At 42.0% G+C, this 24,514-nt stretch carries 26 protein-coding genes; 16 read left to right on the top strand and 10 right to left on the bottom strand.

All coding sequences use genetic code 11. The annotated features are described in order from the left end of the window. Window positions 1-263 precede the first annotated feature (263 nt). Complete coding sequence (locus FFF34_007435; protein ID TSD67222.1) at window positions 264-1,142, bottom strand: ChaN family lipoprotein; 879 nt, start codon at window positions 1,140-1,142, stop codon at window positions 264-266. Window positions 1,143-1,267: 125 nt separating this feature from the next. On the opposite strand from FFF34_007435, the gene FFF34_007430 reads away from it, so the two are divergent. From FFF34_007430 to tsaB, 4 genes are all read left to right on the top strand, one after another. Then, on the top strand, window positions 1,268-1,426 hold the full coding sequence (locus FFF34_007430) for a 50S ribosomal protein L34 (protein TSD67221.1): 159 nt from the start codon (window positions 1,268-1,270) through the stop codon (window positions 1,424-1,426). A gap of 76 nt (window positions 1,427-1,502) precedes the next feature. Then, a complete protein-coding gene (gene rnpA, locus FFF34_007425) occupies window positions 1,503-1,886 on the top strand; it encodes a ribonuclease P protein component (protein ID TSD67220.1) in 384 nt (127 codons plus the stop codon). Beyond that, window positions 1,883-2,125 (top strand): membrane protein insertion efficiency factor YidD, encoded by a 243-nt coding sequence (yidD, locus tag FFF34_007420; GenBank protein ID TSD67219.1) that lies wholly within the window; start codon window positions 1,883-1,885, stop codon window positions 2,123-2,125. The genes rnpA and yidD overlap by 4 nt, the downstream gene beginning before the upstream one ends. Window positions 2,126-2,145: 20 nt before the next feature. Then, window positions 2,146-2,826 (top strand): tRNA (adenosine(37)-N6)-threonylcarbamoyltransferase complex dimerization subunit type 1 TsaB, encoded by a 681-nt coding sequence (tsaB, locus tag FFF34_007415; protein TSD67218.1) that lies wholly within the window; start codon window positions 2,146-2,148, stop codon window positions 2,824-2,826. Here the strand turns inward: tsaB and FFF34_007410 are convergent. Further along, a complete protein-coding gene (locus FFF34_007410; GenBank protein ID TSD67217.1) occupies window positions 2,823-4,256 on the bottom strand; it encodes a hypothetical protein in 1,434 nt (477 codons plus the stop codon). The two genes, tsaB and FFF34_007410, sit on opposite strands and share 4 nt — an antisense overlap. 130 nt (window positions 4,257-4,386) lie before the next feature. Then, window positions 4,387-5,985, bottom strand: coding sequence for a hypothetical protein (locus FFF34_007405; GenBank protein TSD67216.1), 1,599 nt, complete (start codon window positions 5,983-5,985; stop codon window positions 4,387-4,389). Between the two features lie 86 nt (window positions 5,986-6,071). On the opposite strand from FFF34_007405, the gene FFF34_007400 reads away from it, so the two are divergent. From FFF34_007400 to FFF34_007390, 3 genes are all read left to right on the top strand, one after another. Next, window positions 6,072-6,458 carry a DUF423 domain-containing protein gene (locus tag FFF34_007400; protein ID TSD67215.1) on the top strand — a complete coding sequence of 129 codons (387 nt, stop codon included), beginning with the start codon at window positions 6,072-6,074 and terminating at the stop codon, window positions 6,456-6,458. A gap of 5 nt (window positions 6,459-6,463) precedes the next feature. Next, the gene (gene priA, locus FFF34_007395; GenBank protein TSD67214.1) at window positions 6,464-8,953 is read left to right on the top strand and encodes a primosomal protein N'; all 2,490 of its coding nucleotides are present in this window, start codon (window positions 6,464-6,466) and stop codon (window positions 8,951-8,953) included. A 99-nt stretch (window positions 8,954-9,052) separates the two neighbouring features. Next, window positions 9,053-9,709, top strand: a complete 657-nt coding sequence (locus tag FFF34_007390; protein TSD67213.1) for a protein-L-isoaspartate(D-aspartate) O-methyltransferase — start codon at window positions 9,053-9,055, stop codon at window positions 9,707-9,709. A 91-nt stretch (window positions 9,710-9,800) separates the two neighbouring features. Here the strand turns inward: FFF34_007390 and smpB are convergent, their stop codons facing one another. Genes smpB through FFF34_007375 form a run of 3 tightly spaced genes read right to left on the bottom strand, consistent with a single transcriptional unit; the run spans window position 9,801 to window position 12,823 of the window. After that, on the bottom strand, window positions 9,801-10,250 hold the full coding sequence (gene smpB / locus FFF34_007385) for an SsrA-binding protein SmpB (GenBank protein ID TSD67212.1): 450 nt from the start codon (window positions 10,248-10,250) through the stop codon (window positions 9,801-9,803). A 27-nt stretch (window positions 10,251-10,277) separates the two neighbouring features. After that, on the bottom strand, window positions 10,278-12,176 hold the full coding sequence (locus FFF34_007380; protein ID TSD67211.1) for an iron/manganese transporter: 1,899 nt from the start codon (window positions 12,174-12,176) through the stop codon (window positions 10,278-10,280). Further along, the gene (locus FFF34_007375; protein ID TSD67210.1) at window positions 12,173-12,823 is read right to left on the bottom strand and encodes a metal-dependent transcriptional regulator; all 651 of its coding nucleotides are present in this window, start codon (window positions 12,821-12,823) and stop codon (window positions 12,173-12,175) included. Before FFF34_007375 ends, FFF34_007380 begins: the two co-directional genes overlap by 4 nt. 128 nt (window positions 12,824-12,951) lie before the next feature. Between FFF34_007375 and FFF34_007370 the strand changes: the two genes are divergently transcribed. Then, window positions 12,952-13,422, top strand: coding sequence for an Lrp/AsnC family transcriptional regulator (locus FFF34_007370; protein TSD67209.1), 471 nt, complete (start codon window positions 12,952-12,954; stop codon window positions 13,420-13,422). Window positions 13,423-13,509: 87 nt separating this feature from the next. Here FFF34_007370 and FFF34_007365 read toward each other — a convergent pair whose 3' ends face one another. Then, window positions 13,510-14,193, bottom strand: a complete 684-nt coding sequence (locus FFF34_007365; GenBank protein TSD67208.1) for a uracil-DNA glycosylase — start codon at window positions 14,191-14,193, stop codon at window positions 13,510-13,512. 74 nt (window positions 14,194-14,267) lie between these two features. Here FFF34_007365 and FFF34_007360 point away from each other — a divergent pair, with 74 nt between their 5' ends. After that, entirely contained in the window at window positions 14,268-14,822 is a 555-nt protein-coding gene (locus tag FFF34_007360; GenBank protein ID TSD67207.1) for a DUF2892 domain-containing protein, read from the top strand. Window positions 14,823-14,837: 15 nt separating this feature from the next. Here FFF34_007360 and FFF34_007355 read toward each other — a convergent pair whose 3' ends face one another. After that, window positions 14,838-15,092 carry a hypothetical protein gene (locus tag FFF34_007355; protein ID TSD67206.1) on the bottom strand — a complete coding sequence of 85 codons (255 nt, stop codon included), beginning with the start codon at window positions 15,090-15,092 and terminating at the stop codon, window positions 14,838-14,840. 205 nt (window positions 15,093-15,297) lie between these two features. On the opposite strand from FFF34_007355, the gene FFF34_007350 reads away from it, so the two are divergent. Continuing rightward, window positions 15,298-17,259, top strand: a complete 1,962-nt coding sequence (locus tag FFF34_007350) for a sialate O-acetylesterase (protein ID TSD67205.1) — start codon at window positions 15,298-15,300, stop codon at window positions 17,257-17,259. 20 nt (window positions 17,260-17,279) lie between these two features. Further along, complete coding sequence (locus FFF34_007345; protein TSD67204.1) at window positions 17,280-18,410, top strand: carboxypeptidase-like regulatory domain-containing protein; 1,131 nt, start codon at window positions 17,280-17,282, stop codon at window positions 18,408-18,410. A 206-nt stretch (window positions 18,411-18,616) separates the two neighbouring features. Here FFF34_007345 and lysS read toward each other — a convergent pair whose 3' ends face one another. Continuing rightward, window positions 18,617-20,338 (bottom strand): lysine--tRNA ligase, encoded by a 1,722-nt coding sequence (lysS, locus tag FFF34_007340; protein TSD67203.1) that lies wholly within the window; start codon window positions 20,336-20,338, stop codon window positions 18,617-18,619. A 122-nt stretch (window positions 20,339-20,460) separates the two neighbouring features. Between lysS and FFF34_007335 the strand changes: the two genes are divergently transcribed. The 5 genes from FFF34_007335 (at window position 20,461) to FFF34_007315 (ending at window position 23,527) form a co-directional block, all read left to right on the top strand. After that, complete coding sequence (locus FFF34_007335) at window positions 20,461-20,694, top strand: hypothetical protein (GenBank protein ID TSD67202.1); 234 nt, start codon at window positions 20,461-20,463, stop codon at window positions 20,692-20,694. Window positions 20,695-20,699: 5 nt separating this feature from the next. Continuing rightward, entirely contained in the window at window positions 20,700-21,110 is a 411-nt protein-coding gene (locus FFF34_007330; GenBank protein ID TSD67201.1) for a putative toxin-antitoxin system toxin component, PIN family, read from the top strand. A gap of 20 nt (window positions 21,111-21,130) precedes the next feature. Continuing rightward, window positions 21,131-21,814 carry an HAD family hydrolase gene (locus tag FFF34_007325; protein TSD67200.1) on the top strand — a complete coding sequence of 228 codons (684 nt, stop codon included), beginning with the start codon at window positions 21,131-21,133 and terminating at the stop codon, window positions 21,812-21,814. Between the two features lies 1 nt (window position 21,815). Then, entirely contained in the window at window positions 21,816-22,439 is a 624-nt protein-coding gene (locus FFF34_007320; GenBank protein TSD67199.1) for a chloramphenicol acetyltransferase, read from the top strand. Window positions 22,440-22,510: 71 nt separating this feature from the next. Next, window positions 22,511-23,527: a galactose oxidase gene (locus tag FFF34_007315; protein TSD67198.1), complete on the top strand. Its 1,017-nt coding sequence runs from the start codon at window positions 22,511-22,513 to the stop codon at window positions 23,525-23,527. 264 nt (window positions 23,528-23,791) lie between these two features. Here FFF34_007315 and FFF34_007310 read toward each other — a convergent pair whose 3' ends face one another. After that, window positions 23,792-24,511 carry a CPBP family intramembrane metalloprotease gene (locus FFF34_007310; GenBank protein TSD67197.1) on the bottom strand — a complete coding sequence of 240 codons (720 nt, stop codon included), beginning with the start codon at window positions 24,509-24,511 and terminating at the stop codon, window positions 23,792-23,794. Window positions 24,512-24,514: the final 3 nt, after the last annotated feature.

Genomic DNA, 24,514 nt, shown 5'->3' with positions numbered 1-24,514 from the left:
ATGGGATCAATCCTTTTACGAAGGTTATTAGTTAAAATAAGATTTCGGTTGCTTTTTATCATAATACCGTTATATTGGGTATTGATACTTGGTTACTGCTCTTTCATTCTTCCTCTTGCGAATTATCTGAATAATCGCGGCGCTAATATGGATTTCGGCCATGCCTCAATTGGATTAGTACTATTAATAATAGCCTGTTTTATAACATCGATGTTTATTATAGGCGGTGCTGTTCGTTTAAGAAATTCAGCTGGCAATCTTCCTTAAAACGTCTTTTTTAACTTAGGGTCGGTTAAAATTATATAATCGCCAAATTTTTCAAACTTGCTCCAGTCGGGGTTGTCGAAGCTGTCATCGGCATAAACGGCAATATTAATAACCTTTGCTGCCGGGGCATATTTTTTTAGCTGTGCAACAGTGCCCAGCTTTTCCTCGCTATGGAAACCGCCGTTTAGCTGTAATATTTTAAACCCCTTATTAGCTTTGTAAAACGTAGCGATGGAATAAGCCATGGTTGCATCCCACAAATTTTGCGATTGATACATCTTCAGATCGCCCATGGCGGCATGCCCGCCCATTATAGTTACAAATTTATCATAATAAGCCCCTGTGGCGGTATCAATTGGCAGCGGGGTAAGGTTGGCCTTGCCTTTAGCATCAAGCTTGTTAAGGCTGCTTAAACCCATGCGGGTAACCATGTTGGTATATCGGGTAGGCGCGTTGGCTGCTATAACAGGTATATGTGCTGTTTTAGCCAGTTCTATCATTGGTTTATAGTCTTTATAATTTTGCCATGCCCGGCCCTCGGTGATCAGATTCTTTTCGCGAATAAGGCCGGCCAGGTATTCATTTAACACCGTTTGGCAATCGGTCTGAAACATTTCCATTGATAAGGCTGATTTAGTAGGGTACTTCTCTACCAGTTTCTTAAACAACAGGCTCTCCAGGTAATGTCCGGTAGAATCGTTATGCTCTTCGCCAAAAAACAATACATCGGCTTTGTTCATGTCATTAATTATGTCATCGGCGGTGGCTATGGTTTTTGTTGCTGTATTATATATTTTATAGTGCTGCGCCATGTTTTCCTGGCTAAAAACATATTGGGGAGAAAGCAATAAAAACAGCGCTGCAATAAATTTCATATCCTAATTGTTAGGTTGTTAATAATTTTGATGGTCAAATAACGCAATAGTATTTGAAAAAACTAAAAAATACGCTACATTTGCACACTTGTTTTCAAAACGACAGAATAGAATAAAATATAGCCATGAAAAGAACGTTTCAGCCCTCACAAAGGAAAAGAAGAAATAAACACGGTTTCCGTGAGCGCATGTCAACTGCTAACGGCAGAAGAATATTAGCAGCAAGAAGAGCCAAAGGCAGAAAAAGACTGACAGTATCTGACGAGCGCAGCCACAAAGCATAATTTGGTTGTTGGTCCTTTTTTAATAAAAGGAGCCGAACCGGGTGTATAGCGTATTTTCGGTTCAGTATTAACAACTATGTATACTTTTACAAAAGAAGAACGGTTATGTAACAAAAAGCTTATCGACGGGCTTTTTCATAACGGTTCTTCTTTTTTATGTTATCCCTTCAAAGTTTCGTGGATGCCTGCCGATGATGGGCAAACTTCCCCGGTGCAGGTTGTAATTTCGGTATCTAAAAAGCGCTTTAAACGCGCGGTAGACCGTAACCTGGTTAAACGCCGCATACGCGAAGCATATCGCCTTAATAAGCAAACATTGTTATATGATGCTTTGGTTAATGCCGAAGCAAAAATTGTATTATCGCTTGCTTATATAGGTAAAGAAATAGCCGGTTACGACCTTATCGAAAAAAAAATGCTTAAGCTTTTAACGCAGCTTGGGGGGCAGGTTGTAAAATGAACTTTTTGTGGAATATATTTAAAAGCGGTGTAGGATATCTATTTTTGCTGCTGATAAAAATATACCAGTACTTTATTTCGCCTTTAACCGGGGCCTCGTGCCGTTACACGCCCACCTGCTCGCAATATGGGGTGGAGGCAATAAAAAAACATGGCGCCTTTAAGGGCGGATGGCTAACTATAAAACGTATTGGCCGCTGCCACCCATGGGGTGGGCACGGCCACGATCCGGTACCATAACGTTAAATCATTGTGATAAAATGAGCCTTATACTCCAGATAGAAACTGCTACAACTTCCTGTTCTGTTGCCCTGGCCCGCAACGGGCAGGTGCTGGCTTTTAAAGAGATAAATGCGCGTAACATACATGCCGAGGTTATAACGATTTATATTGATGAACTGATAGTAGGAGCGGGGGTACAGTATGCTGATTTAGACGCCATAGCCGTAAGCTGCGGCCCGGGCTCGTATACAGGTTTGCGTATAGGAGTATCAACTGCCAAGGGCTTGTGCTTCGCGCTGGACAAACCACTTATAGCTGTTGATACATTGGCCGCTATGGCAAGTGGCGTTGCCCCAGGCGTATCTACTGATACACTGCTTTGCCCCATGATAGATGCGCGCCGCATGGAGGTTTATACTGCTATATTTAAGCATAATGGCGAAATAGTAAAACCTGTTGCTGCCGAAATTATTGATAGCAGCAGTTTTGCCGAACTGTTAGCCAATAATAAAATGCTCTTTTTTGGCGATGGTGCCGAAAAATGCCGAGAGGCTTTAAGCAATAGCCCTAATGCTCAATTCGATGGTGCGTTTACCAATTCGGCCACCCACCTTACAAAAATTGCTGCTGACAAGTTTGATAAAGCTGAATTTGAAGATGTAGCTTACTTTGAGCCTTTTTATCTAAAAGATTTTATTGCCGGGACTAAAAAGAGTTAATCTTCGCTTTTGGTTAAACGGTTAATAAAGCGTTTAAAGAAGCTTTTACGTTGGCTGGTAGCTACCGAACTTGAATTCATCGGATGCTCTAATACAGGGCCAAACTTTAACGAAAATCCTAAAAATATGTCGGCCCCGGTATACGTTGGCGTACTATTAATGTAAGCATCGCTTTTATGATCGGCGGTGGCCAGTTTAATGGTTTGCAACAACCGGTCGCTGCCTATGTAAAACTCCACGTCGGTAGCTTTTATCATAAACTGGGTTCCAAAATTGATCATTTTGTAATTATTGTATGCCGCTGTAAAGGTAAATACATAGTTGCCATACTGTATAGGGTTAACCAATGCGCCAACATACGAATCAAAAAATACATCTTTTGAAGCAACAAGAGTGGGTGAATATTTAAAGCGCGATTCGCTATCTATCCAAAAGGATTTATTTACACTTACTTCAAACTTTGCGTCGGTGTTAGTATTAAAGCCAGTTTCGGTTCCGTTATCATGAATGATGCGTTTTACAGCGCCAAAAATATTATCCTCACGCTTTTTTGTATTTATACCTGTGATATCCTGAACGGCGTTAAAGTTATATATGTAGGACTGGTTGTTCCAATGTATAAAGCCAAGGTCTTTCATGTTGGCTTGTAAGGTGTATCCATTATCGAGGTGAAACATGGTTCCCACAGTTATTGCAGCACCCGGATTTGTGAACGTAGGTAATATATCGCGTCCGGCTAAGCCACCCGGTATATGGTTTAGTTGGTACTGCCCCCGCAAGTTTAGGTTGGCTACACCGTTAAATTTATCAAAGTTGATATGCGATTCAACAATGTTCAGTTTTTGATATTCTACCCCAAGTAACGCGCTCAGTTTTATACCAAAGGCAATTTTTTTATTTACGTTTTGGCGGTAAATAAAGCTGAATTGGTGATAGGCCTGTACAGTAGCATTATTATTAAAAACGTTATCGTAATGCTCATTAGGGAAATTGGCGTAGCCGTTAAACAGGGCTAAGCTTTCGTCAGACATTAAGCCCCTTATTTCTACTTTGCTTTGTAAAGAGATACCCATTTCTGTATTATCCTCGATATCCGAAAATACCTTGTATAAAACCGAGTAGGCGTTTACATTGGCGTTTATGCGGTTAAAGCGCCCTTGGCCTATCATCAGGTTATCGGTACGGTATTTATAATTAAATGCGCGATCTTTTAAAGTGGTTTGGCCGTTACCGGTTACAAATACATTAGTATTAAAATTAGGTGCAAAAAGGTTAAAAGCATATTTGCGGCTGGTATCGGCTATAAAGCTGTTTTGCGCGGGGTTCTCAAACGAATCGAATAAGGTGCCGGTGTTTAACTGCGAAAATTGTTGGGCAAAGATTTTAACGGTGGAAAACAATAGAAAAAAAACCAGTAGAAATCTCTTCATAAATAGCTCACCCTGCGGGTTTCTCTGTAAGTAGTTGTTTTTTATTCAAATATCGGTCCGCATTAGCGCCCTGCTAAATATACTAAGCCTTTAACGTATTAAACCTGTAATGGTTATAGCTAAAGGAGTTTTAATTAGATTTTTTATTTGCAACGGTATCAACCGGGCTTTGCTGCATACAAAAATTAGTGTAGAAGTTTTTGTCTGTCGCTGTTAATTGATATGATGCAGCGTAGAAGTTTTTCCACGTAAGGGAATCGTTCTTGTAAGCATCATAAAAACCCGGCTTAAGTTCGTTCTTTAAAATTTGCTGTGCATTTTTAAAATGGATAAAAAAAGCAACGTTACAACGTTCGGCAAGCAGGTTATCAAAACTATTGTAAGTATCTGTTTTGTTTAAAAATTTGCGATTGATATAAGTATCGTAATAAGTTTCTAATTCCCTTATACTGTTTGCTAAAATTAAATAATTATCTATAATTCTAAAATACGGTTTCCTGAACCCGCTAAAGGCATCGCCCAGTAAAAAATAAGGTAGTTTGGTGTAGTTAAATTGCCCTATATCGTCAGATATCATACCGCTTATATTGGTCATCAATGGTTTTAATTTCGAACCATCTTTAACACTGATAATGGCCAGGCGCTCCTGGTAACGGGTGTTTACTACGGCAAATTCATTGCCTAAGCTATGCGCAAATTCGGTATTGATGTTCATGCCGGTTTCGGCTTTAACCTTGCTAAATAGTTGTTCTTTTTCGGTTTTAAGGCCTGCCCTTAAATGGAAGCTGGCCAAATCAGACGAAAACAAGGCCGGGTCAGACACCGCCAATGTTAGCGCATAAGCCGTAGTAGATGGGAATATTTCTTTTAAATGGTTAATAACCGGCTGTTGGTTGGTAAAAATGCTTAAATAGGTCTGTTTTTGGCTGGTTTGTATATTGGTGTAGCCATTAAACATAATGGCATCGGTTTTATAGTTCAGGTTCAATGCCGCAAGGGCGGGCAATAAGCGAAAGCTTTTAAAGATATCTGTGTTTTGATTTTTAAACAGTTGGGCAAAAAGCGGGTTAAGTTGCTCGTAGTTGATATAGATATTAGCCAACGAGCTGGAGTTTTGCTGATCGGGCAGTAATAAAAACGATTGTTTGTTTTTATCAGGCTTGTAATTGGCGTATTGTGCGATAAGGTCTTTTGAGAAACTGCCCGAAAATATATTTTCCTCGTTACCCAACAGGTAAAAGCGTTTTTTAAGCGATTGGAAATATATGGTATAACCTTTCTTGTCTGCAATTTTTAGGGGGGTTATCACCATTCCTGTTTTGCTTTGCTTGCTTAATTTATCAAAGCCTGCAGCATCAAAATCTTTAGCAGCCGATGATGTTAAAAGTAATTGCACATCGTTACTGTTTGAGGGGTGTAAAGACAGGTAGACATTAGTGCCGGTAAAAAAAGAGGCTATGGCATTGTTATTTAAAAAAGCTTTTCTAACCGTGTCAAGTTCTGTTACGCGTTGTTCGCCAATCAGGCTGTTTAGCTGGTTGTTGCCGGTAAATATATCATAAAAGCTTTTCTCGTTGGTAAACTCAAATACCAGGGCGGCATTGCCGGGTATAGTGCGCATAACGCTGCCAGCATGTGTGCCCGATAAGTTTAAGTTTTTAAAATACTTAACGGTTATGTATGCTGTAGCGGCAAATAAAATTAAAGTAATTATTACCAGTCTCTTCATTGCTGTTTGCGCTTGCAAGTTAGAATTTTACAGTACCACAATAAAGTAATACTTTCAATTTGGTTAACTTAGCCTTTTAAATCTGCATGAACAAACAAATTATAGTAACCGCATCGCTTTTAGGCGCTGTGGCGGTAATATTAGGTGCCTTTGGCGCGCATGGTTTAAGGGCTGTATTAGAGCCTCATCAGTTAGAGGTTTGGCAAACTGCTGTACAATACAATTTTTACCATGTATTTGCGCTGTTATTCCTTTCACTGTTCAATCAGGATAAAAATAAAAGCGCCGTTTGGGCCTATTACTTTTTCTTGTTTGGCATATTGCTTTTCTCCGGTTCGCTGTATTTAATTTCGTGCAGGGATATTTTGGGCATGCCTGGTTTAGCTGTATTAGGTCCGGTTACACCTATAGGCGGGCTGTTGTTTATTTTAGGCTGGGTAATGCTTGCCGTTACTGCTTTCCGCAATAAATAAAGCTAATGTTAGAATTTGCCAAGGTTGAGCATACCGATCGTAAAACGCTTTTTGTTGAGGTGATATTGCCGCTGGCCATCAGCATCAATTACACCTACCGCGTGCCTTACGATATGAATAACGCTATTGCTATAGGCAAAAGGGTAGTTGTGCAATTTGGTAAAAGCAAGCTATATACGGCAATTGTATGTAATATAACCCAACAGGCCCCCGCTAAGTACGAAGCCAAATACATTATTGATATTTTAGACGATGTGCCCGTAGTTACACCTGGGCAGCTACAGTTTTGGCAATGGATGGCCGGCTACTACATGTGTAACGAGGGTGAGGTGATGAATGCCGCTTTACCCACAGCGCTTAAACTGGCCAGTGAAACTAAAGTGATGCTTAACCGCGATTTTGAGTATGACCGCACCCAGTTACACGATAAAGAGTTTTTAATTACCGAAGCGCTGGATATACAGCCGGAGTTAACCATAAGCGATATTGCCAAATTACTTGGCCAAAAAACGGTGATGCCGATACTGAAAGGCTTGTTCGAAAAGAATATCATCACTATATCCGAAGAAGTTAGCGAGCGCTATAAACCACGTAAGCGTACCTATTTAACCCTTAACCCCGCCTACCATAACCAGGAAGCCTTAAAAGAGCTTTTTATAATATTGGAAAAGCGCGCACCCAAACAGGCCGACGCGGTTTTGGCTTTTATCAAGTTATCGCGCCAGCAAAAAGCGATATCCAAAAACGAATTGATAGAAGCAAGCGGTTCAGGTGATGCCAGCATCCGGTCGCTGATTGAGAAGGAGATTTTTTTTGCCGAGGATAAAAACATCAGCAGGTTGCATTACGATGAGGATGAAGATGCAATTAAGGAATTTGAACTAAGTGATGCCCAACAGGTAGCTTTAGCAGATGTACGCACGCATTTCGAAAAAAAAGATGTGGTATTGCTGCACGGTGTTACCTCATCGGGCAAAACGCAGATATATATACGGCAGATAGAAGAGATGATAGCAAGCGGCAGGCAGGTGCTTTACCTGTTGCCCGAAATTGCTTTAACTACCCATATTATTGAGCGCCTGCGTATTTATTTTGGCGGTAATATTGGTGTTTACCATTCGCGTTTTAACGACAACGAACGGGTGGAGGTTTGGCAAAAGGTGCTTAATAACGAGTATAAAGTAGTGCTTGGTGCCCGGTCGTCGGTATTTTTACCTTTTCAGGATCTGGGGCTGATCATTGTGGACGAAGAGCACGAAACATCGTACAAGCAGTTTGACCCGGCCCCGCGTTATAATGCCCGCGATGCCGCCATTTACTTAGCCAACATGCATCAGGGTAAAGTGCTTTTAGGTTCGGCTACACCATCATTCGAGACCTATTATAATGCGCGGGTGCAAAAATACGGCTTGGTTGAGCTGACCGAACGTTTTGGCGGCGTGCAATTGCCCCTGGTACATGTAGTAAGTATTACCCAGGAGTTGAAACAAAAGACCATGCAATCGCACTTTACCAGTGTGTTGATGGCCGATATGCAACAGGCCATTGAAAACAAAGAGCAAGTTATACTATTCCAAAACCGCCGAGGTTACGCGCCGGTGTTAATGTGTAAGGTTTGTGCCTACACACCTAAATGTATCAATTGCGATGTAAGCCTTACCTACCACAAGCATACAGGTAAGCTGCATTGCCACTATTGCGGCTATAAGGAAGATTCACCGGCTATTTGCCCGGCATGCGGAGCAACACATTTAGAATATAAGGGGTTTGGAACGGAAAAAGTAGAGGATGAGTTATCGGTAATTATGCCCGATGCCCGCTTGGCCCGTATGGATTTGGACACTACGCGGTCGCGCAATTCATTACAAACTATTCTTAATAACCTCGAAGAAAAGAAGATAGATGTACTAGTAGGCACCCAAATGGTAGCCAAGGGGCTGGACTTTGCAGATGTTACCGTAATAGGTATTATTAATGCCGATAGCCTTTTAAAGTACCCCGACTATCGCGCTAACGAGCGCAGCTTTCAAATGCTGGCACAGGTAAGCGGCAGGGCCGGGCGCAGGGGCAAGCAAGGTAAGGTAGTGATACAAACCTATGACCCAAGCCACCGCGTTATTAAACAGGTGATAGCGAATGATTACAGCGATTTGTATTTCACCGAAATGGAGGAGCGTAAAAGCTTTAAATATCCGCCATATTACCGCATCATCAATCTGGACGTTAAACATAAAACCCCCGAGATATTATACAACCAGGCCGAGTATTTGGCCAATGAGCTGCGCAAGCATTTTGGCGAAAGGGTGATAGGCCCCGAGCCGCCTTTAATTAACCGTATACGCAACTACTATATAAAATCTATCATGCTTAAGTTTGAGCGCGATACCATATCAATTGTAAAAGCAAAAGCTATTATAAGGGAGGTGATAACGCAGTTTCAAACTACCAAGCTAAGCAAGGGTGGTATTATTCAGCCCGATGTTGATCCATACTAATTGATGTTGGTAATTTATTATCCTGTAAATCAAAAAGCTTTATCCTAATCAAAATCTATTCTTATTTAAATGCGCTAATCGTGTTAACTTAGCTTCATAATGGCGTATAAGTTTATTGATAATTACCGCGAACAGGGGGCACGTAAAAGGCTGGTTGAAGTGTTGTGTAAAAAGGGGATAGAGGACGAGCAGGTTTTAAAAGCCATAGGTAAAGTACCACGCCATTACTTTTTTGATGAAACTTTTTGGAACCAGGCGTATAAAGATATTGCTTTCCCTATAGGGGCCGGGCAAACCATTTCACAGCCATACACGGTGGCTTATCAAACTGAGTTGCTGCATATACAAAAGGGCGACAAGGTATTGGAGATAGGTACAGGTTGCGGTTACCAAACCTGTATATTAATGGAATTAGGTGCCAGGGTTTTTACTATAGAAAGGCAGGAAGCTTTATATGAGCGTACCGTGCAGGTATTGCCTTATATGGGCTATAAGCCAAAATTCTTTTTGGGTGATGGATCGATAGGTATTGCTGCCGACGCCCCTTACGACAAAATTATTGTTACCGCCGGTGCGCCAACCGTACCCGAGGTTTTGTTGCAACAGCTAAAAATTGGCGGCATATTGGTGATACCGGTAGGTGACGAACAATCGCAAAAAATGGTTACCGTGTTAAAGACCGCTGAGCATGATTACGAACGACATGTATTAGATACGTTTAGGTTTGTGCCGCTTGTGGGCGACAGGGCCTGGTAAGATTTCAGTGGGCAGTATTTAGTTTGCAAATTTGCAAATGAATATAAAGATTATCGGTTTACGAGCACTAAAGCAAACTGTAAACTGGGTGCTACCTCTTCATCGCCCTGTCCATTTCTACTTTGGTATCGCGCTCTTTCAATGTTTCGCGTTTATCAAAGGTCTTTTTACCTTGTGCAAGGCCAATTTCAAGTTTGGCAAAGCCGCGTTCGCTGATGAATAGCGCAATTGGTACAATGGTTAATCCCTTTTCTTCTCCCCGGGTTTGCAGTTTCTTCAACTCTTTTTTGTTAAGCAAAAGCACACGGTCGCGCTTAGCCTCGTGGTTATAAAACGAGCCGAACGAATATTCGGAAATATGCAGGTTGCGTACATATAGCTGATTACCAATAAAGGTGCAAAATGCATCGTTTATGTTAGCTTTACCGTTGCGTATAGATTTAATTTCGGTACCAAGCAATTGAATGCCTGCTACATACTTATCTAATATGCTGTACTCAAAGTAAGCTTTCTTGTTTTTGATATATAAATTCTGCTCCATCTTGCTTTCTCTGCTGCAAATATGCAATTATTTTTTTTGGGGCTTAACCACCAGCACAGGTACATTCACCATGTGCCTAACCGCATCAACGGTTGTGCCAAATATCAGGTCTTTTATAGCCTTGTGCCCATGCGATCCCATCACCACAAATTCAATTTTTTCTGATTTAACGATATCAGCTATCGAACTTGCCGCACCACCAAAACCTATGTTTGCTTCGGTTTTGTAACCCAGCTCTTTCAGGGCATTAACATAAATATCAAGGTTGCTTACATCGCTTTGGGTTTCGCTATCCATCACCTGTTTGCCGTAATAACGGGCTCCGGCTGTTTCAACCACATGTATTAAATGATAATGCGCCTTTTTGCCGCCCTGCATTAAAGCATGGCGGATGGTATCCTGATCGTTTTTGGAGAAATCAATAGTTACACCAATTCGGCTGTAGTTAACGGCTTCCAGGTTATCTAAAACGCTTGCGATGCCATGCGGTATGTATATAGGCTGGTCGGCATGTTTATACAACAGCGGCCTTAAAAACACGTATAAAAGCAAGGCGCCAACGCAAGCAGCAATGGGTGTAATTACAAAGTGCACCAAATTTGCTGATCCGGGACTTGCCGCTGCCCAGGTATCAATTTCCTGTATGACCAGCCTAACATTTAGGCCAACTATCAATACGGCAAATATCCATGCCAATATTTTTAAGGGCATTTTGGTGGCAAAGTTGCCCATGCGCTTTTTATCGGATGTGAAGTGTATAAGCGGAATAATGGCAAACCCCAATTGCAGGCTTAAAACCACCTGGCTTAATATAAGCAGTTTACCCAATCCGGCTTCGCCAAAGTGTAGTATGGTAAAAAACGCAGGTATTATCGCCAGCAACCGTGTCAACAACCGCCTTAACCAGGGGGCTATACGCAGGTTTAGGTGGCCTTCCATAATAATTTGACCTGCAAGTGTACCTGTTACGGTCGAGCTTTGCCCGGCGGCTATAAGCGCTATGGCAAACAGGGCAGGGGCCAGCTTGCCAAATATATTGGTGAGCAGTTTATGCGCGTCTTGTATCTCGGCTACCTCGTAATGTCCGCGACCAAAGAATGCGCTGGCTGCCAGTATCAATATAGCTGCGTTTACAAAAAAAGCAAGGTTAAGTGCAATGGTGGTATCCCAAAAGTTATAACGGATGGCTTTTTTAATACCATCCTGGCTGCGGTCTATTTTACGGGTTTGTACTAAGGATGAGTGCAGGTATAAATTATGCGGCATTACGGTAGCACCAATGATACCAATTGCCAGGTATAACGATTGATTATTAAGCTTGGTAGGTATAAACCCTTTGGCAATATCAAGCACATCGGGTTTTACAATAAACATCTGCGCCAAAAAGGCAAGCCCTACAATAAATATCAGCGATATTATAAAGCCTTCCAATTTGCGCATGCCTTTGTTAAGCAGGAATAATAACAGTAAGGTATCTAACAAGGTAATAGATACACCCCATATTAAAGGCAGGCCAAACAATAGGTTAAGGCCTATGGCCATGCCGATAATCTCGGCCAGATCGCAGGCTATAATGGCTATTTGGGCCAGTATATATAGGCAAAAGTTAACAAATGGCGGGTAGGTGTTTTTTGATGCCTGTGCCAAATCTAAGCCACGCACAATGCCTAACCTTACGGCAAGGTTTTGCAGTAACAGTGCTATCATGTTTGATAGCAACAGCACCCATATTAACCGGTAGCCAAACTGACTACCAGCGGCAAGGTCGGTTGCCCAGTTGCCGGGGTCCATATAACCTACACTTACTAAATAGGCCGGGCCTAAAAAAGACAATAGCTTACGCCAGCCGGTTTTATTCTCGGTTTCTACAGTATTATGTACATTCCCTAACGAATGGTTGTCGTGTGCGTGTATTTGTGCTTTCATAAGGCGATGAGTAGGTTGTTAGCCACGTCGCGGCTGATGTGTATGTCTTTTTTATCCATGTGTAGTACTACAGTATTATCGTATGCGATGATCTCTTTTATAATTATTTTTTTGCCGATGGTTAGGTTTTGCTTTTCCAGGTATTGTAAAAAAGCCGAGGAATGATCCCTAACCCCCGATATGATACCCCCGCTATGAACAGCTATTGCCGAAATTGGTTTAAGCTCCATGGTTTTAAAATTGCCATCACAATCGGGTATCGGGTCGCCATGCGGGTCGCGGGTGGGGTGGCCCATAAATTCATCAAGCCTGTTAATTAGCTCGGTTGATGAGATATGTTCCATTTCTTCGGCCATCTCATGTACTTCGTCCCATTTAAAGTTTAGCTTTTCTACCAAAAAATATTCCCAAAGTCGATGCTTGCGTATAATGCTAAGGGCTGCCTTTTCGCCGGCCGCGGTTAAACTTACACCCTGGTAACGTGTATAGTTTATTAGCTCCTTATCTGCCAGTTTACGCAGCATATCCGTTACCGACGATGCCTTGGTAGCTAATTCGGCCGCGATTTGGTTGGTGCTAACACTTTGGTTTTGAAGTGCCAGTTTGTATATAGCTTTTAAATAATTCTCTTCGGCTAAAGTGTTCATTTAAACAAATCTAATAATATTTTTAGACTTGTCTAAATTTTTTGAAAAAAAGAAATATGTTCGGTTAAAATTGTTTTTAAAAAAATTATATTTGGTGAGATATAGAATAGTATATATTTGCATGTACCATGGCTGCAGAATTAGATAAAATAGACCTACAGATACTCAAGATATTACAAGAAAACGGCAGGATAACCAACCTGCAGCTTTCTAATGAAATTGGCTTATCCCCGGCGCCTACTTTAGAGCGCGTGCGCAAATTGGAGAACGCTGAATACATAAAAAGTTACCATGCGCTGGTAGACGAGGAAAAACTTGGACTAGGCATCAAAACGTTTATTCAGATATCGCTTGATTTTCATCAGAAAAATACCATCCAAACTTTTTTAGACGAGATACAAACCATTAAAGAAGTTACCGAGTGCCACCACGTTACCGGCCAGTGCGACTTTTTGTTAAAGGTGTATGTACGCGACATAAAATCGTATGAGCAATTGATTATGGAAAAGATAAGCCGCATAACTGTGGTTAAAACCTTCCAGACGATGATGATCATGAGCACCAGCAAAAAAGAGCCAATAGTGCCTTTGGAATATTAAGTTTGAATGTGCAGATTTCAGATGTGCAAATATGCAAATGAAGCTCAGTCATCTGCATATCTGAAATTTACACATCTGAAATCACATCTAATCTATCTGCCAATCAATAGGCTGTTTACCCTGTTTTATTAAAAACTCGTTTGTTTTGGAGAATGGCCTTGATCCAAAAAAACCACCGTGGCTTACCGCCAGGGGCGAAGGGTGGGTTGATTTGATGATAAGGTGATTGTTGTTGGGATTGATCAGTATGGCTTTCGATTGCGCGTAGGCACCCCACAGGATAAAAACTAACCCTGTTTTTTCATCTGATAATGTTTTGATGGCAGCATCAGTGAATTTTTCCCAACCCTTTTTTTGATGCGAACCTGCTGTTGCGGCCCTAACCGTTAACGTGGCGTTTAACAATAGTACACCTTGTTGTGCCCATTTGGTTAGGTCACCGGTTTTGGGGATGGTAAATCCTGGGATGTCGGTTGATAGTTCCTTGTAGATGTTTCGTAACGATGGGGGCACAGCAACGCCCTTTTGCACCGAAAAAGATAAGCCATGTGCCTGATGCGGGCCGTGGTAAGGGTCTTGCCCCAATATCACCACTTTAACGTCATCAAACGAGGTTATGTTAAAGGCGTTGAAAATATCAGCATTTTTTGGGTAAATAGTATGGCCTGTTTCCTTCTCTGTTTTTAGGAAGGATTTAAGTTGATGCATGTAAGGTTTTTCAAATTCTGCGCTTAAATGATTTTTCCACGATGGTTCTAATTCTCCTGCCATAAATATTAAATACTGGTGTTTATTTAGCTTACAAATAACGATATTTGCACACTGTTTTTATAGTATTACAAATTATGTCGAATATAGTTAGGTTAATTATTGCTTGTGTTATAATGGGCGCCGGAGTTACACTTTGTGGATTCGGTTTTTGGGGATGGGGCATATTGGTGTTTTTGTTAGGCGGTATTGTACTGCTAACCTTCTTTTTTAACGAATATATGCTGCTTACCCAGTATTATCTGCGTAAAGAGAATTCTGACAAAGCCGAGCAATCATTATTAAAGATAACCGATTACGAAAAGCAACTATACAAAGGCCAGCATGGTTACTATAACCTTTTAATAGGGTTAATAGAATCGCGCAAGGCGCCTTTAAAGTCTGAAAAATACTTTAAGAAAGCCCTGCAATTAGGCATGGGTATGTCGCACAACATTGCATTGGCTAAATTAAGCCTTGCAGGTATATCAATGGCAAAACGTAACAAGCGTGAGGCTGAAATGTATTTAAAAGAAGCGGCTAAAGACGATAAAAACAAATTACTTGCCGAGCAAATAAAAATGATGAAGGCGCAAATGGCCCAAATGGATAAGCAACAAGTAGTGCGTGGCGGTTTCCGTCAAAAATTCTAAACAAGCAATAAACGCTTATTTTTCGTCGAGATTGCTATAATAATCGGGCTCGCTTGAGTGGTTTTGGCTCGGCTCTATGTGCCTGTCTACTATTTGCAGATCTATACCGTCTTCCAGGTCATCATGGTCCTGTGTTTTGCTTGCCGGTTTAACCGGCTCAGATACCTCAACAATTTTTAACAGGCTGCGAATGAATGATAGATCGAAATTGCGCCTGTTTAACTTTATAAGATATTCGTTTTCAGTTATTTCTAAAATTGAGTTAGTCATAGTACTTTAGTTTACGGAGTGTTCATTGTAAAATTAAACAAGTTATGCCTACCTAAAGTTTTGTGTGGAATATGATTTTGTTAAGAAATTGTAACTGAAACACAATTTTTACAAATTATTTAACGCATTACTACGATACTTACCCGCCCTACAAGGTTATTATTTATATTTACGTACCAATAATAATCTACCCTTCTTATATTATATGAAAGCTTTACTTTTTATTATTTCGGCATTTTTTATTGCACCGGCCGGCTATGCGCAACTAAGCACTTCTAAGTTATTTGCCGATCATATGGTATTGCAGCGTAACCAGGGCATCCCTGTATGGGGTAAGGCCAGAAAAGGGGCAAAGGTTACTATAACGCTTAATGGAAAAGCAATTACCACCAAGGCAAATGCACAAGGCGATTGGAAAGCAACGCTACCTGCTATGAAAGAAGGGGGGCCTTACAGCATGCAGATAGCTACGGGGAAAGAAACCATTACTTACACCGACGTAATGTTAGGTGAGGTGTGGCTATGCTCGGGCCAATCTAATATGGAGTTTCAACTTAAAAATGCTTATGGTTACAAAGCCGAGCAAAAGAACGCCGATAAGGTGGCCGTTCGCCAGTTTTATGTGCCCCGTAAAGTAACGCTTAGCCCACAAAAGGATATTTCATCAGGCGAATGGAAACTTGCAGATGCGACCACCGCGGGCGATTTTACAGCTGTGGGCTATTATTACGCTAAACAATTAGCCGAAAACCTGCATGTTACCGTGGGTATTATAAACAGCAGTTGGGGCGGCACGGAGGCCGAAGACTGGATAAGCCGTGATGCTATGGCTGCCTCACCTGAATTTAGCGCGATAGTACCTGCTTTACCACAAGATGAAGCTGCGTTGAACAAACGCGCCGATGGTCGCTTAAAAGCATACGCTTACCAACACATGCCTATTGCTAATTATACTGCCGAAGAACTGGCCAACAAAACCGCTGCTTTTTTTCGAAACTGGCAGCAAGGCAGCGTGCCCGGCTCATGGGAGTGGACGGGTAAACTTTACTCTTACAGGGGCGAAGGCTTTATGCAGCGTACTATAAGCCTTGATAGTACTTATCAATCAGCCAGATCGGTGCTTGCATTGGGCAATTCCAACGCTAATATGGCGGTATATGTAAACGGTAAGCTACTGGGTAAAAGCGAATCGCCGGATTTTTATAAGGCCAGTTTACCTGCCGGTACCTGGAAACCTGGCATGAATAGCCTGCTGATAGATTTTTTGGATCAAAAGAATACATCCTGGTTTGACCTGGGATTGAATGGCACTGTAAACGACCTGAATGTTAGGTTTGCTGATACCACTATCGCACTCAATGATAACAAATGGCACGTAATGCCCGACCTAAGCAAACCCTATCATTTTGATTTTTTACCCAATAATACGGCATCAGCCTTGTATAATGGCATGATAAACCCACTTGTGCCTTATGCCATTGCAGGGGTTATATGGTATCAAGGCGAGTCGAACGCAGACAGGGCCTATCAATATCGCACCGTTTTCCCGATGCTTATTACCGACTGGCGTAATAAGTGGAAACAGCAGTTGCCGTTTTTGTTTGTGCAGCTATCCTCGTTTGGTAAGGCGCAAAGCAGCAACACAGGCAGCAATTGGGCCGAATTGCGCGAAGCGCAGAACATGACCCTAAAACTGCCAAATACAGCCCTTGCTGTAACTACAGATATAGGCGACTCTACCAATATTCACCCTAAAAACAAAGCCGATGTAGGTTACAGGTTAGCAGGGGCCGCTTTTAATACGGTTTACCATGTGCCGGGTTTTTATGAAAGCCCGCTGTTTGCATCTGCCGATTTTACGGATAACTACGCCTTGGTAAACTTTACAAATGCCGAACAGGGCTTAATGGTTAAAGACAAGTATGGCTATATAAGAGGCTTTGAAGTAGCCGGTGCCGACCATAAATTCTATTACGCACAGGCGGTAATAACCGATAAAAGCAAGGTGAAAGTGTGGAGCAGCAATGTGCCGCACCCGGTGGCCGTGCGTTATGGCTGGATGGATGCGCCTGTAGAAGCTAATTTGTTTAATATACAAGGCCTGCCCGTTAGTGCTTTCCGATCAGATAGCTGGGGTAGCTTAACAGAAGGAAAAAATTTTGAATAAACATCATAAACCAGCTTATTATGAAAAAGAAAGAACTACTAAAAGGTTACTGTTTTTTACTGCTGTTTGTATTATTTACAAGTAATATTTGCCTTGGCGGGCAGGTTGTTACTATAAGCGGTACGGTAAGCGATGATAAAGGCCCATTACCGGGTGCTACGGTATTTTTAACCAACACCACCTTTATGACGGCTACCGACTTATCGGGTAATTTTAAATTTAGCAATGTGCCCGTTGGAAATTATTCCCTTATAGTTAAAATGATGGGATTTAGTCCATTTTTAAAATCGTTAATGGTTGGGGATAAGGATGTTAGTTTAAATATTGTATTGAAAACCAATACTCAGCAATTGAGTGAGGTAGTTATAAAACCTGATAAAGAATGGTTTAAAAACCTTGAAATATTTAAAACGCAGTTTTTGGGCCAAACGGCAAATGCTAAGCAATGCAGAATACTTAACGCCGAGATTTTGACACTCGATTATGATAAAGACCGGCACCTTTTAAAAGCAAATAGTAGTGAATTGTTAAAGATCGAGAACAAGGCCCTGGGTTATAAAATAACCTACTTATTAACTGATTTTGAGTACGATAGCAAAAAGAATACAGTTGTTTACAGCGGATACCCGTCATTTGAAATGATGAAGGGAACTGAGGAGGAAGAAGCGACGTGGAAAGAGAGGAGGGATAAGGCCTATAGTGGATCCATTCAGCATTTTATAACATCGTTATATAACAATACCTATAAGCAGCAGGGCTTTTTGGTTTTCGAATTAAACCAATGGACCAGAGGAGGTTACGCTTATCATAACACTAAAGATTCGCTGTACCGTAAAAAACGAATAGAGCCGGATACCCTTATAACCGCACTTAATACCAATTACAAAAAGCTTGACTTTAAGCGACCGCTGTTTGTTTTATACCAACGCAAACACGAAGAACCACAGTACCAGGCAGATGGCTACAGCCTTAGTCAGCTATTTGATGATAAACGCCTTGTTGACGGCCAAAGTTCTATTATAAACCTGTTGGCTTCATCGGTTACTATTGATAGTAAGGGGGCGTTTTACAAGCCGCAAGATTTGTTTTTTGAGGGATATATGGGCTGGCAAAAAGTAGCGGATCTTACACCTTTTGGTTTTGCCAATTAATTTGGTTTAAAAAAATGAAACGTTTTATATTACACCGTTACCTATAAACAATTTGCTTTTTTTGCAGGTGCCGCTGTAAATTATTCCACTTTTTTCGAAACCTCGTTAGCACTAATATAACATTTAATTCCAATAAAAAAAGGCCATAGATCGCTTTTAGCAATTTATGGCCTTTTTTGATATTGTAATTTTATGCTGGCGGGTGGTTACTCAAACCAGGCCATCACCACTTCTTTCGTTGGCATGGTAATGTCTAATTTTAGTTTTTTGCGCATTCCGCCCAAGTCGTTAAATACCTTGTTGGGGTTGCCGGCCTTTAACTCTTCAACCGTGTTAAAGCCCATCTTGTTTAATACTGGTACCCACTCGGCGGGGATACCTATGTTGATGAAGTCTTCGGCGGTTGCTACTCTGGCTTTTTTCTCGGGGCGCATCTGCGGGAAGAACAGTACTTCCTGTATAGTGCTTTGGTTGGTCATCAGCATCACCAAACGGTCTATACCAATGCCCAGGCCAGATGTTGGCGGCATACCGTATTCCAGAGCGCGTAAAAAGTCATCGTCCATAGCCATTGCCTCTTCATCGCCACGGCCTGCCAGTACCAATTGCTCCTCTAAACGCTCGCGTTGGTCTATGGGGTCGTTTAATTCCGAGTAGGCGTTGGCTATCTCCTTGCCATTCACAAACAGCTCGAAGCGCTCTACAAGCCCATCTTTGCTGCGGTGCTTTTTGGCAAGCGGTGTCATTTCAATAGGGTAGTCGGTAATATAAGTAGGCTGTATCAGGTTATGCTCAACCTTAGCGCTAAATATCTCGTCTATCAGTTTGCCTTTACCCATGCTGGCATCTACCTCAATGGCTAAGTCGGCGCATACCTTACGCAGGCCCGCTTCGTCCATTTCAGATACATTGATACCCGTATATTTCAATATAGAGTCGTACATAGATAATTTCTCGTACGGCCCGGCAAAGTTTATCTCGTTTTTACCTACTTGCACTACAGGTATGCCATGCACCGCTTTGGCAACGGTCTCTAAACATTCCTCAACCATCGCCATCATCCATATATAGTCTTTATAGGCCACATATATTTCCATAGCTGTAAACTCGGGGTTATGCGTGCGGTCCATGCCCTCGTTACGGAACATTTTGCCAAACTCATATACGCCGTCAAATCCGGCTACTATCAGTCGTTTAAGGTAAAGCTCGTTGGCTATGCGTAAAAACAGGGGCATATCCAGCGTATTGTGGTGCGTAGCAAATGGGCGTGCCGCAGCGCCGCCATGCACCGGCTGTAGTATTGGGGTTTCTACCTCCATCCAGCCTTGTTGGTTAAAGTAACCACGCATAGCGCTGATCACTTTTGAGCGGTTGATGAATATCTGCTTAAACTCCGGGTTAACCGTCAGATCCACATAGCGCTGGCGATAACGCATTTCGGGGTCAGTAAAGCCATCGTGTATGGTGCCATCGTCCTCGCGTTTAACAACTGGTAGCGGTTTTAAGGATTTAGACAGTACAATAAGTTCTTGCACGTGTACAGATATTTCGCCGGTTTGGGTTAAAAACACATAGCCTTTAACACCTACGTAGTCGCCAATATCCAGCAGTTTTTTAAATACGGTATTGTATAAGGTTTTATCTTCGCCGGGGCAAATATCATCGCGTTTAAGGTATATCTGCACGCGGCCGGTGCAATCCTGTATCTCAGCAAAGCTTGCGCTGCCCATAATACGGCGCGTCATGATGCGGCCCGCTATTACAACCTGTTTATATTTATCGGGGTTAGCTTCAAAATTAGCAGTAATATCCTGTGCCCAGGCGTTTACATCAAAAGCTTCAGCGGGGTATGGGTTAATGCCTAAGGCACGTAGTTGCTGTAACGATTCGCGGCGTATAAGTTCCTGTTCGGATAGCGCAATACTCATAGTGGTATAAGGTATTTATTAAGGCTGCAAAAATAGGTTTTTTTGCTTAGATATAAGAGCTTGTATAAGAGATTAGGACATAGAACGTTGTATATAGTGGTACACATTTATTATATTTGTTTATGGAAACAAAAGAATTAATACCTGATTCTTTAAATCAACAGCAATTGCTCATGTTGCGTTTGTTGAAGACGCCGTTACCTGAAGCCTCATTTACCCAAATAAGGCAGCTTGCAGTAAAACTATTGTCCGGTCAATTAGATATTGCTATTGAAGACTGGGAGGCTCAAAATAATCTTGCCGAGCAGGACTACGAGGAACTTAGCCAAATACACTTTAGAAGCCGGACTAAGTAGTTGTTATGAGGATCGTTTTAGATTCAAATATATTACTGGTATCGATAGGTAAAAAAAGCCCCTACAGGCCTATATGGAGTGCTTTTATAGAAGAAGCCTATGAAATGATAGTTTCCGAACAAGTGCTGTATGAGTATGAAGAAATATTGCAGCGACTTTCTGCCCCGGGCGTTGCCGACATAGTAATGAATATATTTACAGAGGCGCCTAACGTTATAACTCAACAAGTTTATTACAATTGGAACGCAATCAAAAAAGACCCAGACGACAACAAGTTTTTTGATATAGCAGTTGCAGCTAATGCCGATTATTTAGTTACCAACGATGCCCATTTTAATGTTTTAAAGCAATTGTCCTTCCCGCAAATTAATGTGATAACAGCAAATGAATTTTTAGTTTTGCTGGATAAGCAATAGCTTTAAAATACCTTTGCCACATGAATATTAAAGTAATTGCTTTTGACGCCGATGATACCCTTTGGGTAAACGAACCCTACTTTAGGCAAACAGAAGAGCAGTTTTGCCGCTTACTGGCGGATTATGCATCGCAGCACGAACTGGAGCGCGAGCTGTTGAAAATTGAGCTTGCCAACCTGCCTTTATATGGCTATGGCATAAAAGGTTTTATCTTATCGATGATAGAGGCGGCGTTAAAAATTAGCGGCGGAACCATCAGTATTGGCGTTATAGAGCAAATTACCAACCTGGGCAAGCAAATGCTTAACCAGCCTATTGAGCTGCTGGATGGGGTAGAGCATGTGCTGCAATCCTTGAAAGGCAAATACCGCCTGGTGGTAGCCACCAAAGGCGACCTGCTTGATCAGGAACGTAAACTTAAAAAATCGGGATTGAGCCATTACTTTCATCATATCGAAATAATGAGCGAGAAGGACGACGCCAATTACCAAAAACTCATCAGGCATTTAGATATACAGCCACCCGAACTGTTAATGGTAGGCAATTCGCTAAAAAGCGATGTGTTGCCGGTGCTTAATATTGGCGGCTACGCGGTACATGTGCCTTACCACATTACATGGGCGCACGAAACCATTGAGGATAGCATTGATAACGAACGTTTTAAAAGCGCAGAAGTAATAACTCAAATACTGGACTTTTTGTAGTATGAAAACTAAAATAGACCTAAGTAACTGGCCCCGCCGGGATCATTTTAACTTTTTTAACAGTTTTGAGGAACCCTTTTTTAGCGTTACCGTAAATGTAGATTGCACCAACGCTTATCATAAAGCAAAGCAGCAAGGGGTATCATTCTTTTTGTACTACCTGCATTGTTCGCTCACGGCCGCTAACCAAACCGAAGCCTTTAAATACCGCATCATTGATAACGAGGTATTTGTTTACGACGAGGTGCATGCCTCGGCCACTATTAATCGCCCTAATGGCACTTTTGGGTTCTCGTATATCAACTATCAACCTGCCTTTACCGAGTTTGCAGAAGGGGCCAAACAGGAGATAGAGCGTGTGCAGGCCACTACCGGGCTGGAGCCATCTAACCAGGGCGAAAACGTGATACACTACTCGGCTATGCCATGGATAAATTTTACGGCGCTTACCCATGCCCGCAGCTTTTCGTTTAAAGATAGTATCCCCAAAATATCATTTGGTATGGTAACCGAAGCGGGGGGTAAACGCAGCATGCCGGTTTCTATTACGGTGCACCACGGTTTAATGGATGGCCTGCATGTGGGCCAATATATTGATGCCTTTCAAAAATTGTTGAACGGGTAAACCACTAGCCTTTTTTGTCGTATTATTATTGGTAAATAAGCTATATTTATTCTTCTTCCCAATAAACCAATATGCTATTAAAAAAATGTGGCCTGCTGCTGGTGCTGGCGTTATCTTTTACATCCTGTAAAAAGGAACCATTTGTGCCTAATAGCGAAAATGCCTTACCAGGTTTGTGGACGCAACTTGGCGATTTCCCGGGCATGGGGCGTGTGCGCTCGTTTGGCTTTAGCATTGGCAGCAAAGGGTATATTTTGGGCGGTAACGTAGGTGATGGCTTTACCACCATATTAGTGAACGATTTTTGGGAGTATGACCCTACTACCGATAAGTGGACGCGAAAAGCCGATTACCCCGGGCAGGCGGGCGAATATATACGTGGGTTTACCATTAATGGTAAGGCTTATGTGGGTACCGGCTATGGCCAGCGGGTTGAAACGCCCGGCGATACTGAACCCCAAAACACCGATTTTTGGGAGTATAACCCTGCCACTAACAAATGGACACGCAAGGCTGATTTTATTGGTGTAGAGCGCGAGAATGTTATAGCCTTTTCCATAAATGGCGTAGGTTATATGGGCTTGGGTACCGACAATAACTACGATAAAAACTTTAAGGATTTTTATAAATATGATGCAACGGCCAACAGGTGGACCCGCGTTGCCGATTACCCCGGTACAGGTAGCTTTGGGGTAGCCGCTTTTGTAATTGGCAACAAAGGCTACGCGGGTATAGGGGGCAAAACACCAGATATTACCCCAAAAGATTTTTGGCAGTATGACGCTGCTGCAGATAAGTGGACTAAGGTAGCCGATTTTCCGGCAGATGGCAGGGCTTTTAGCGGGCAGTTTGCCATAGGTACTAATGGCTATGTAGGTTTTGGGTCTACCGTTACCGAAACAGCCGACGACTGGTATAAGTATGATAGTTTAAAAGATAGCTGGATAAAGATCACCAATTTCCCAGGTGTGCAGCGTTACGATATGATAACCTTTGCTATTGACGGTATTGGCTATATAGGCACCGGCAACCCCGGCCAGCTAAACGATTTTTGGAAGTATGTACCCAAGGAATCGTTTTTGAAATGATGGGTCGCATCTGATTTTTCAGGCCATTGTTGGTATTGTCATTACCACTGTTCGGAAGGCTTTTTAAATTCCCTCCTCGTGGAGGGGTGCGGTTGTAAATGAGCATAAAGGCAGGGAGGGGTTTATGAACAATGAGTCATAAATGAGTTGAACACCTGATTAATCCCTACCTCCTCCTTCCCCAAGGAGGGAATCGCGCATTCCCGGCACTATCTAATCTTCCCAACACCGATGGTATGATCACCACAAAATCGGTATCATCTTTTATTTGATGCTCAAGTGCAGCAGGGTAGATACGCTATTGATAATAACGTGTAGTGCCACTCCCCAAAAAAAACCGCTTTTAAACCGGGTATAAGTTAATGCCCAGCCCATTAACAGCTGTGGTATTACAAACAGCGGGTACATAAATATGATAGGCCATTGCAGGGGCACAAAATTAGTAATGTGTACCAGGCCAAACAGCAGTATCGAGGTAATAATAATGCGGGTATGCAGGGTGTTATTAATAAGCACTTGCTTTGGTAAACTGTTTATTAGTACCAAATACCCGGCTATCAATAACAATAAGCGTACGCCGGTACTTATCCAAATGTTTAGGGCCTTAAAGCCCGGCACCAAACTCACAAACAAGAATAAAGCCGTCGCAACAGCTATGGCAATGTGTTGCCTTTTTAAGGATAGCACCAGGCGAAAAACTGTCTCTTCTAACAGAGGGCCAAGCAGGCATATATAAAGGGCGGCTTTTAAATAACCATACTTGCGAAAAAAGCCATCCATCGAAGTTTTGTATTGCTGGTTAATGCTTTTGTAATGTAAAACATGGGTAACCACATAATCGCCCATGGAGGATAACGGCGCGCTCAATATCATCACCGCGAAAAGGATGCCGTATACCTGTAACAGCAATAACAGCTTTTTGATAAAGGCCTGGTTATTATCAAGCGCAGGGTAATGGCTAACCTCGAAAATTTCTTTCAGCATGTT

Source organism: Inquilinus sp. KBS0705 (assembly GCA_005938025.2).
Lineage (GTDB): Bacteria > Bacteroidota > Bacteroidia > Sphingobacteriales > Sphingobacteriaceae > Mucilaginibacter.
This window is presented reverse-complemented; position numbering and strand designations above follow the sequence as displayed.

Coding starts and splice junctions, on each gene's coding strand:
- FFF34_007390 (TSD67213.1), top strand. CDS start 9,053: ATGGCGTATAAGTTTATTGATAATTACCGCGAACAGGGGGCACGTAAA.
- FFF34_007355 (TSD67206.1), bottom strand. CDS start 15,092: ATGACTAACTCAATTTTAGAAATAACTGAAAACGAATATCTTATAAAG.
- FFF34_007350 (TSD67205.1), top strand. CDS start 15,298: ATGAAAGCTTTACTTTTTATTATTTCGGCATTTTTTATTGCACCGGCC.
- FFF34_007360 (TSD67207.1), top strand. CDS start 14,268: ATGTCGAATATAGTTAGGTTAATTATTGCTTGTGTTATAATGGGCGCC.
- rnpA (TSD67220.1), top strand. CDS start 1,503: ATGTATACTTTTACAAAAGAAGAACGGTTATGTAACAAAAAGCTTATC.
- FFF34_007330 (TSD67201.1), top strand. CDS start 20,700: ATGAGGATCGTTTTAGATTCAAATATATTACTGGTATCGATAGGTAAA.
- FFF34_007405 (TSD67216.1), bottom strand. CDS start 5,985: ATGAAGAGACTGGTAATAATTACTTTAATTTTATTTGCCGCTACAGCA.
- FFF34_007380 (TSD67211.1), bottom strand. CDS start 12,176: ATGAAAGCACAAATACACGCACACGACAACCATTCGTTAGGGAATGTA.
- FFF34_007345 (TSD67204.1), top strand. CDS start 17,280: ATGAAAAAGAAAGAACTACTAAAAGGTTACTGTTTTTTACTGCTGTTT.
- FFF34_007315 (TSD67198.1), top strand. CDS start 22,511: ATGCTATTAAAAAAATGTGGCCTGCTGCTGGTGCTGGCGTTATCTTTT.
- FFF34_007375 (TSD67210.1), bottom strand. CDS start 12,823: ATGAACACTTTAGCCGAAGAGAATTATTTAAAAGCTATATACAAACTG.
- smpB (TSD67212.1), bottom strand. CDS start 10,250: ATGGAGCAGAATTTATATATCAAAAACAAGAAAGCTTACTTTGAGTAC.
- tsaB (TSD67218.1), top strand. CDS start 2,146: ATGAGCCTTATACTCCAGATAGAAACTGCTACAACTTCCTGTTCTGTT.
- FFF34_007310 (TSD67197.1), bottom strand. CDS start 24,511: ATGCTGAAAGAAATTTTCGAGGTTAGCCATTACCCTGCGCTTGATAAT.
- priA (TSD67214.1), top strand. CDS start 6,464: ATGTTAGAATTTGCCAAGGTTGAGCATACCGATCGTAAAACGCTTTTT.
- FFF34_007435 (TSD67222.1), bottom strand. CDS start 1,142: ATGAAATTTATTGCAGCGCTGTTTTTATTGCTTTCTCCCCAATATGTT.
- FFF34_007325 (TSD67200.1), top strand. CDS start 21,131: ATGAATATTAAAGTAATTGCTTTTGACGCCGATGATACCCTTTGGGTA.
- lysS (TSD67203.1), bottom strand. CDS start 20,338: ATGAGTATTGCGCTATCCGAACAGGAACTTATACGCCGCGAATCGTTA.
- FFF34_007320 (TSD67199.1), top strand. CDS start 21,816: ATGAAAACTAAAATAGACCTAAGTAACTGGCCCCGCCGGGATCATTTT.
- FFF34_007430 (TSD67221.1), top strand. CDS start 1,268: ATGAAAAGAACGTTTCAGCCCTCACAAAGGAAAAGAAGAAATAAACAC.
- yidD (TSD67219.1), top strand. CDS start 1,883: ATGAACTTTTTGTGGAATATATTTAAAAGCGGTGTAGGATATCTATTT.
- FFF34_007370 (TSD67209.1), top strand. CDS start 12,952: ATGGCTGCAGAATTAGATAAAATAGACCTACAGATACTCAAGATATTA.
- FFF34_007410 (TSD67217.1), bottom strand. CDS start 4,256: ATGAAGAGATTTCTACTGGTTTTTTTTCTATTGTTTTCCACCGTTAAA.
- FFF34_007335 (TSD67202.1), top strand. CDS start 20,461: ATGGAAACAAAAGAATTAATACCTGATTCTTTAAATCAACAGCAATTG.
- FFF34_007365 (TSD67208.1), bottom strand. CDS start 14,193: ATGGCAGGAGAATTAGAACCATCGTGGAAAAATCATTTAAGCGCAGAA.
- FFF34_007400 (TSD67215.1), top strand. CDS start 6,072: ATGAACAAACAAATTATAGTAACCGCATCGCTTTTAGGCGCTGTGGCG.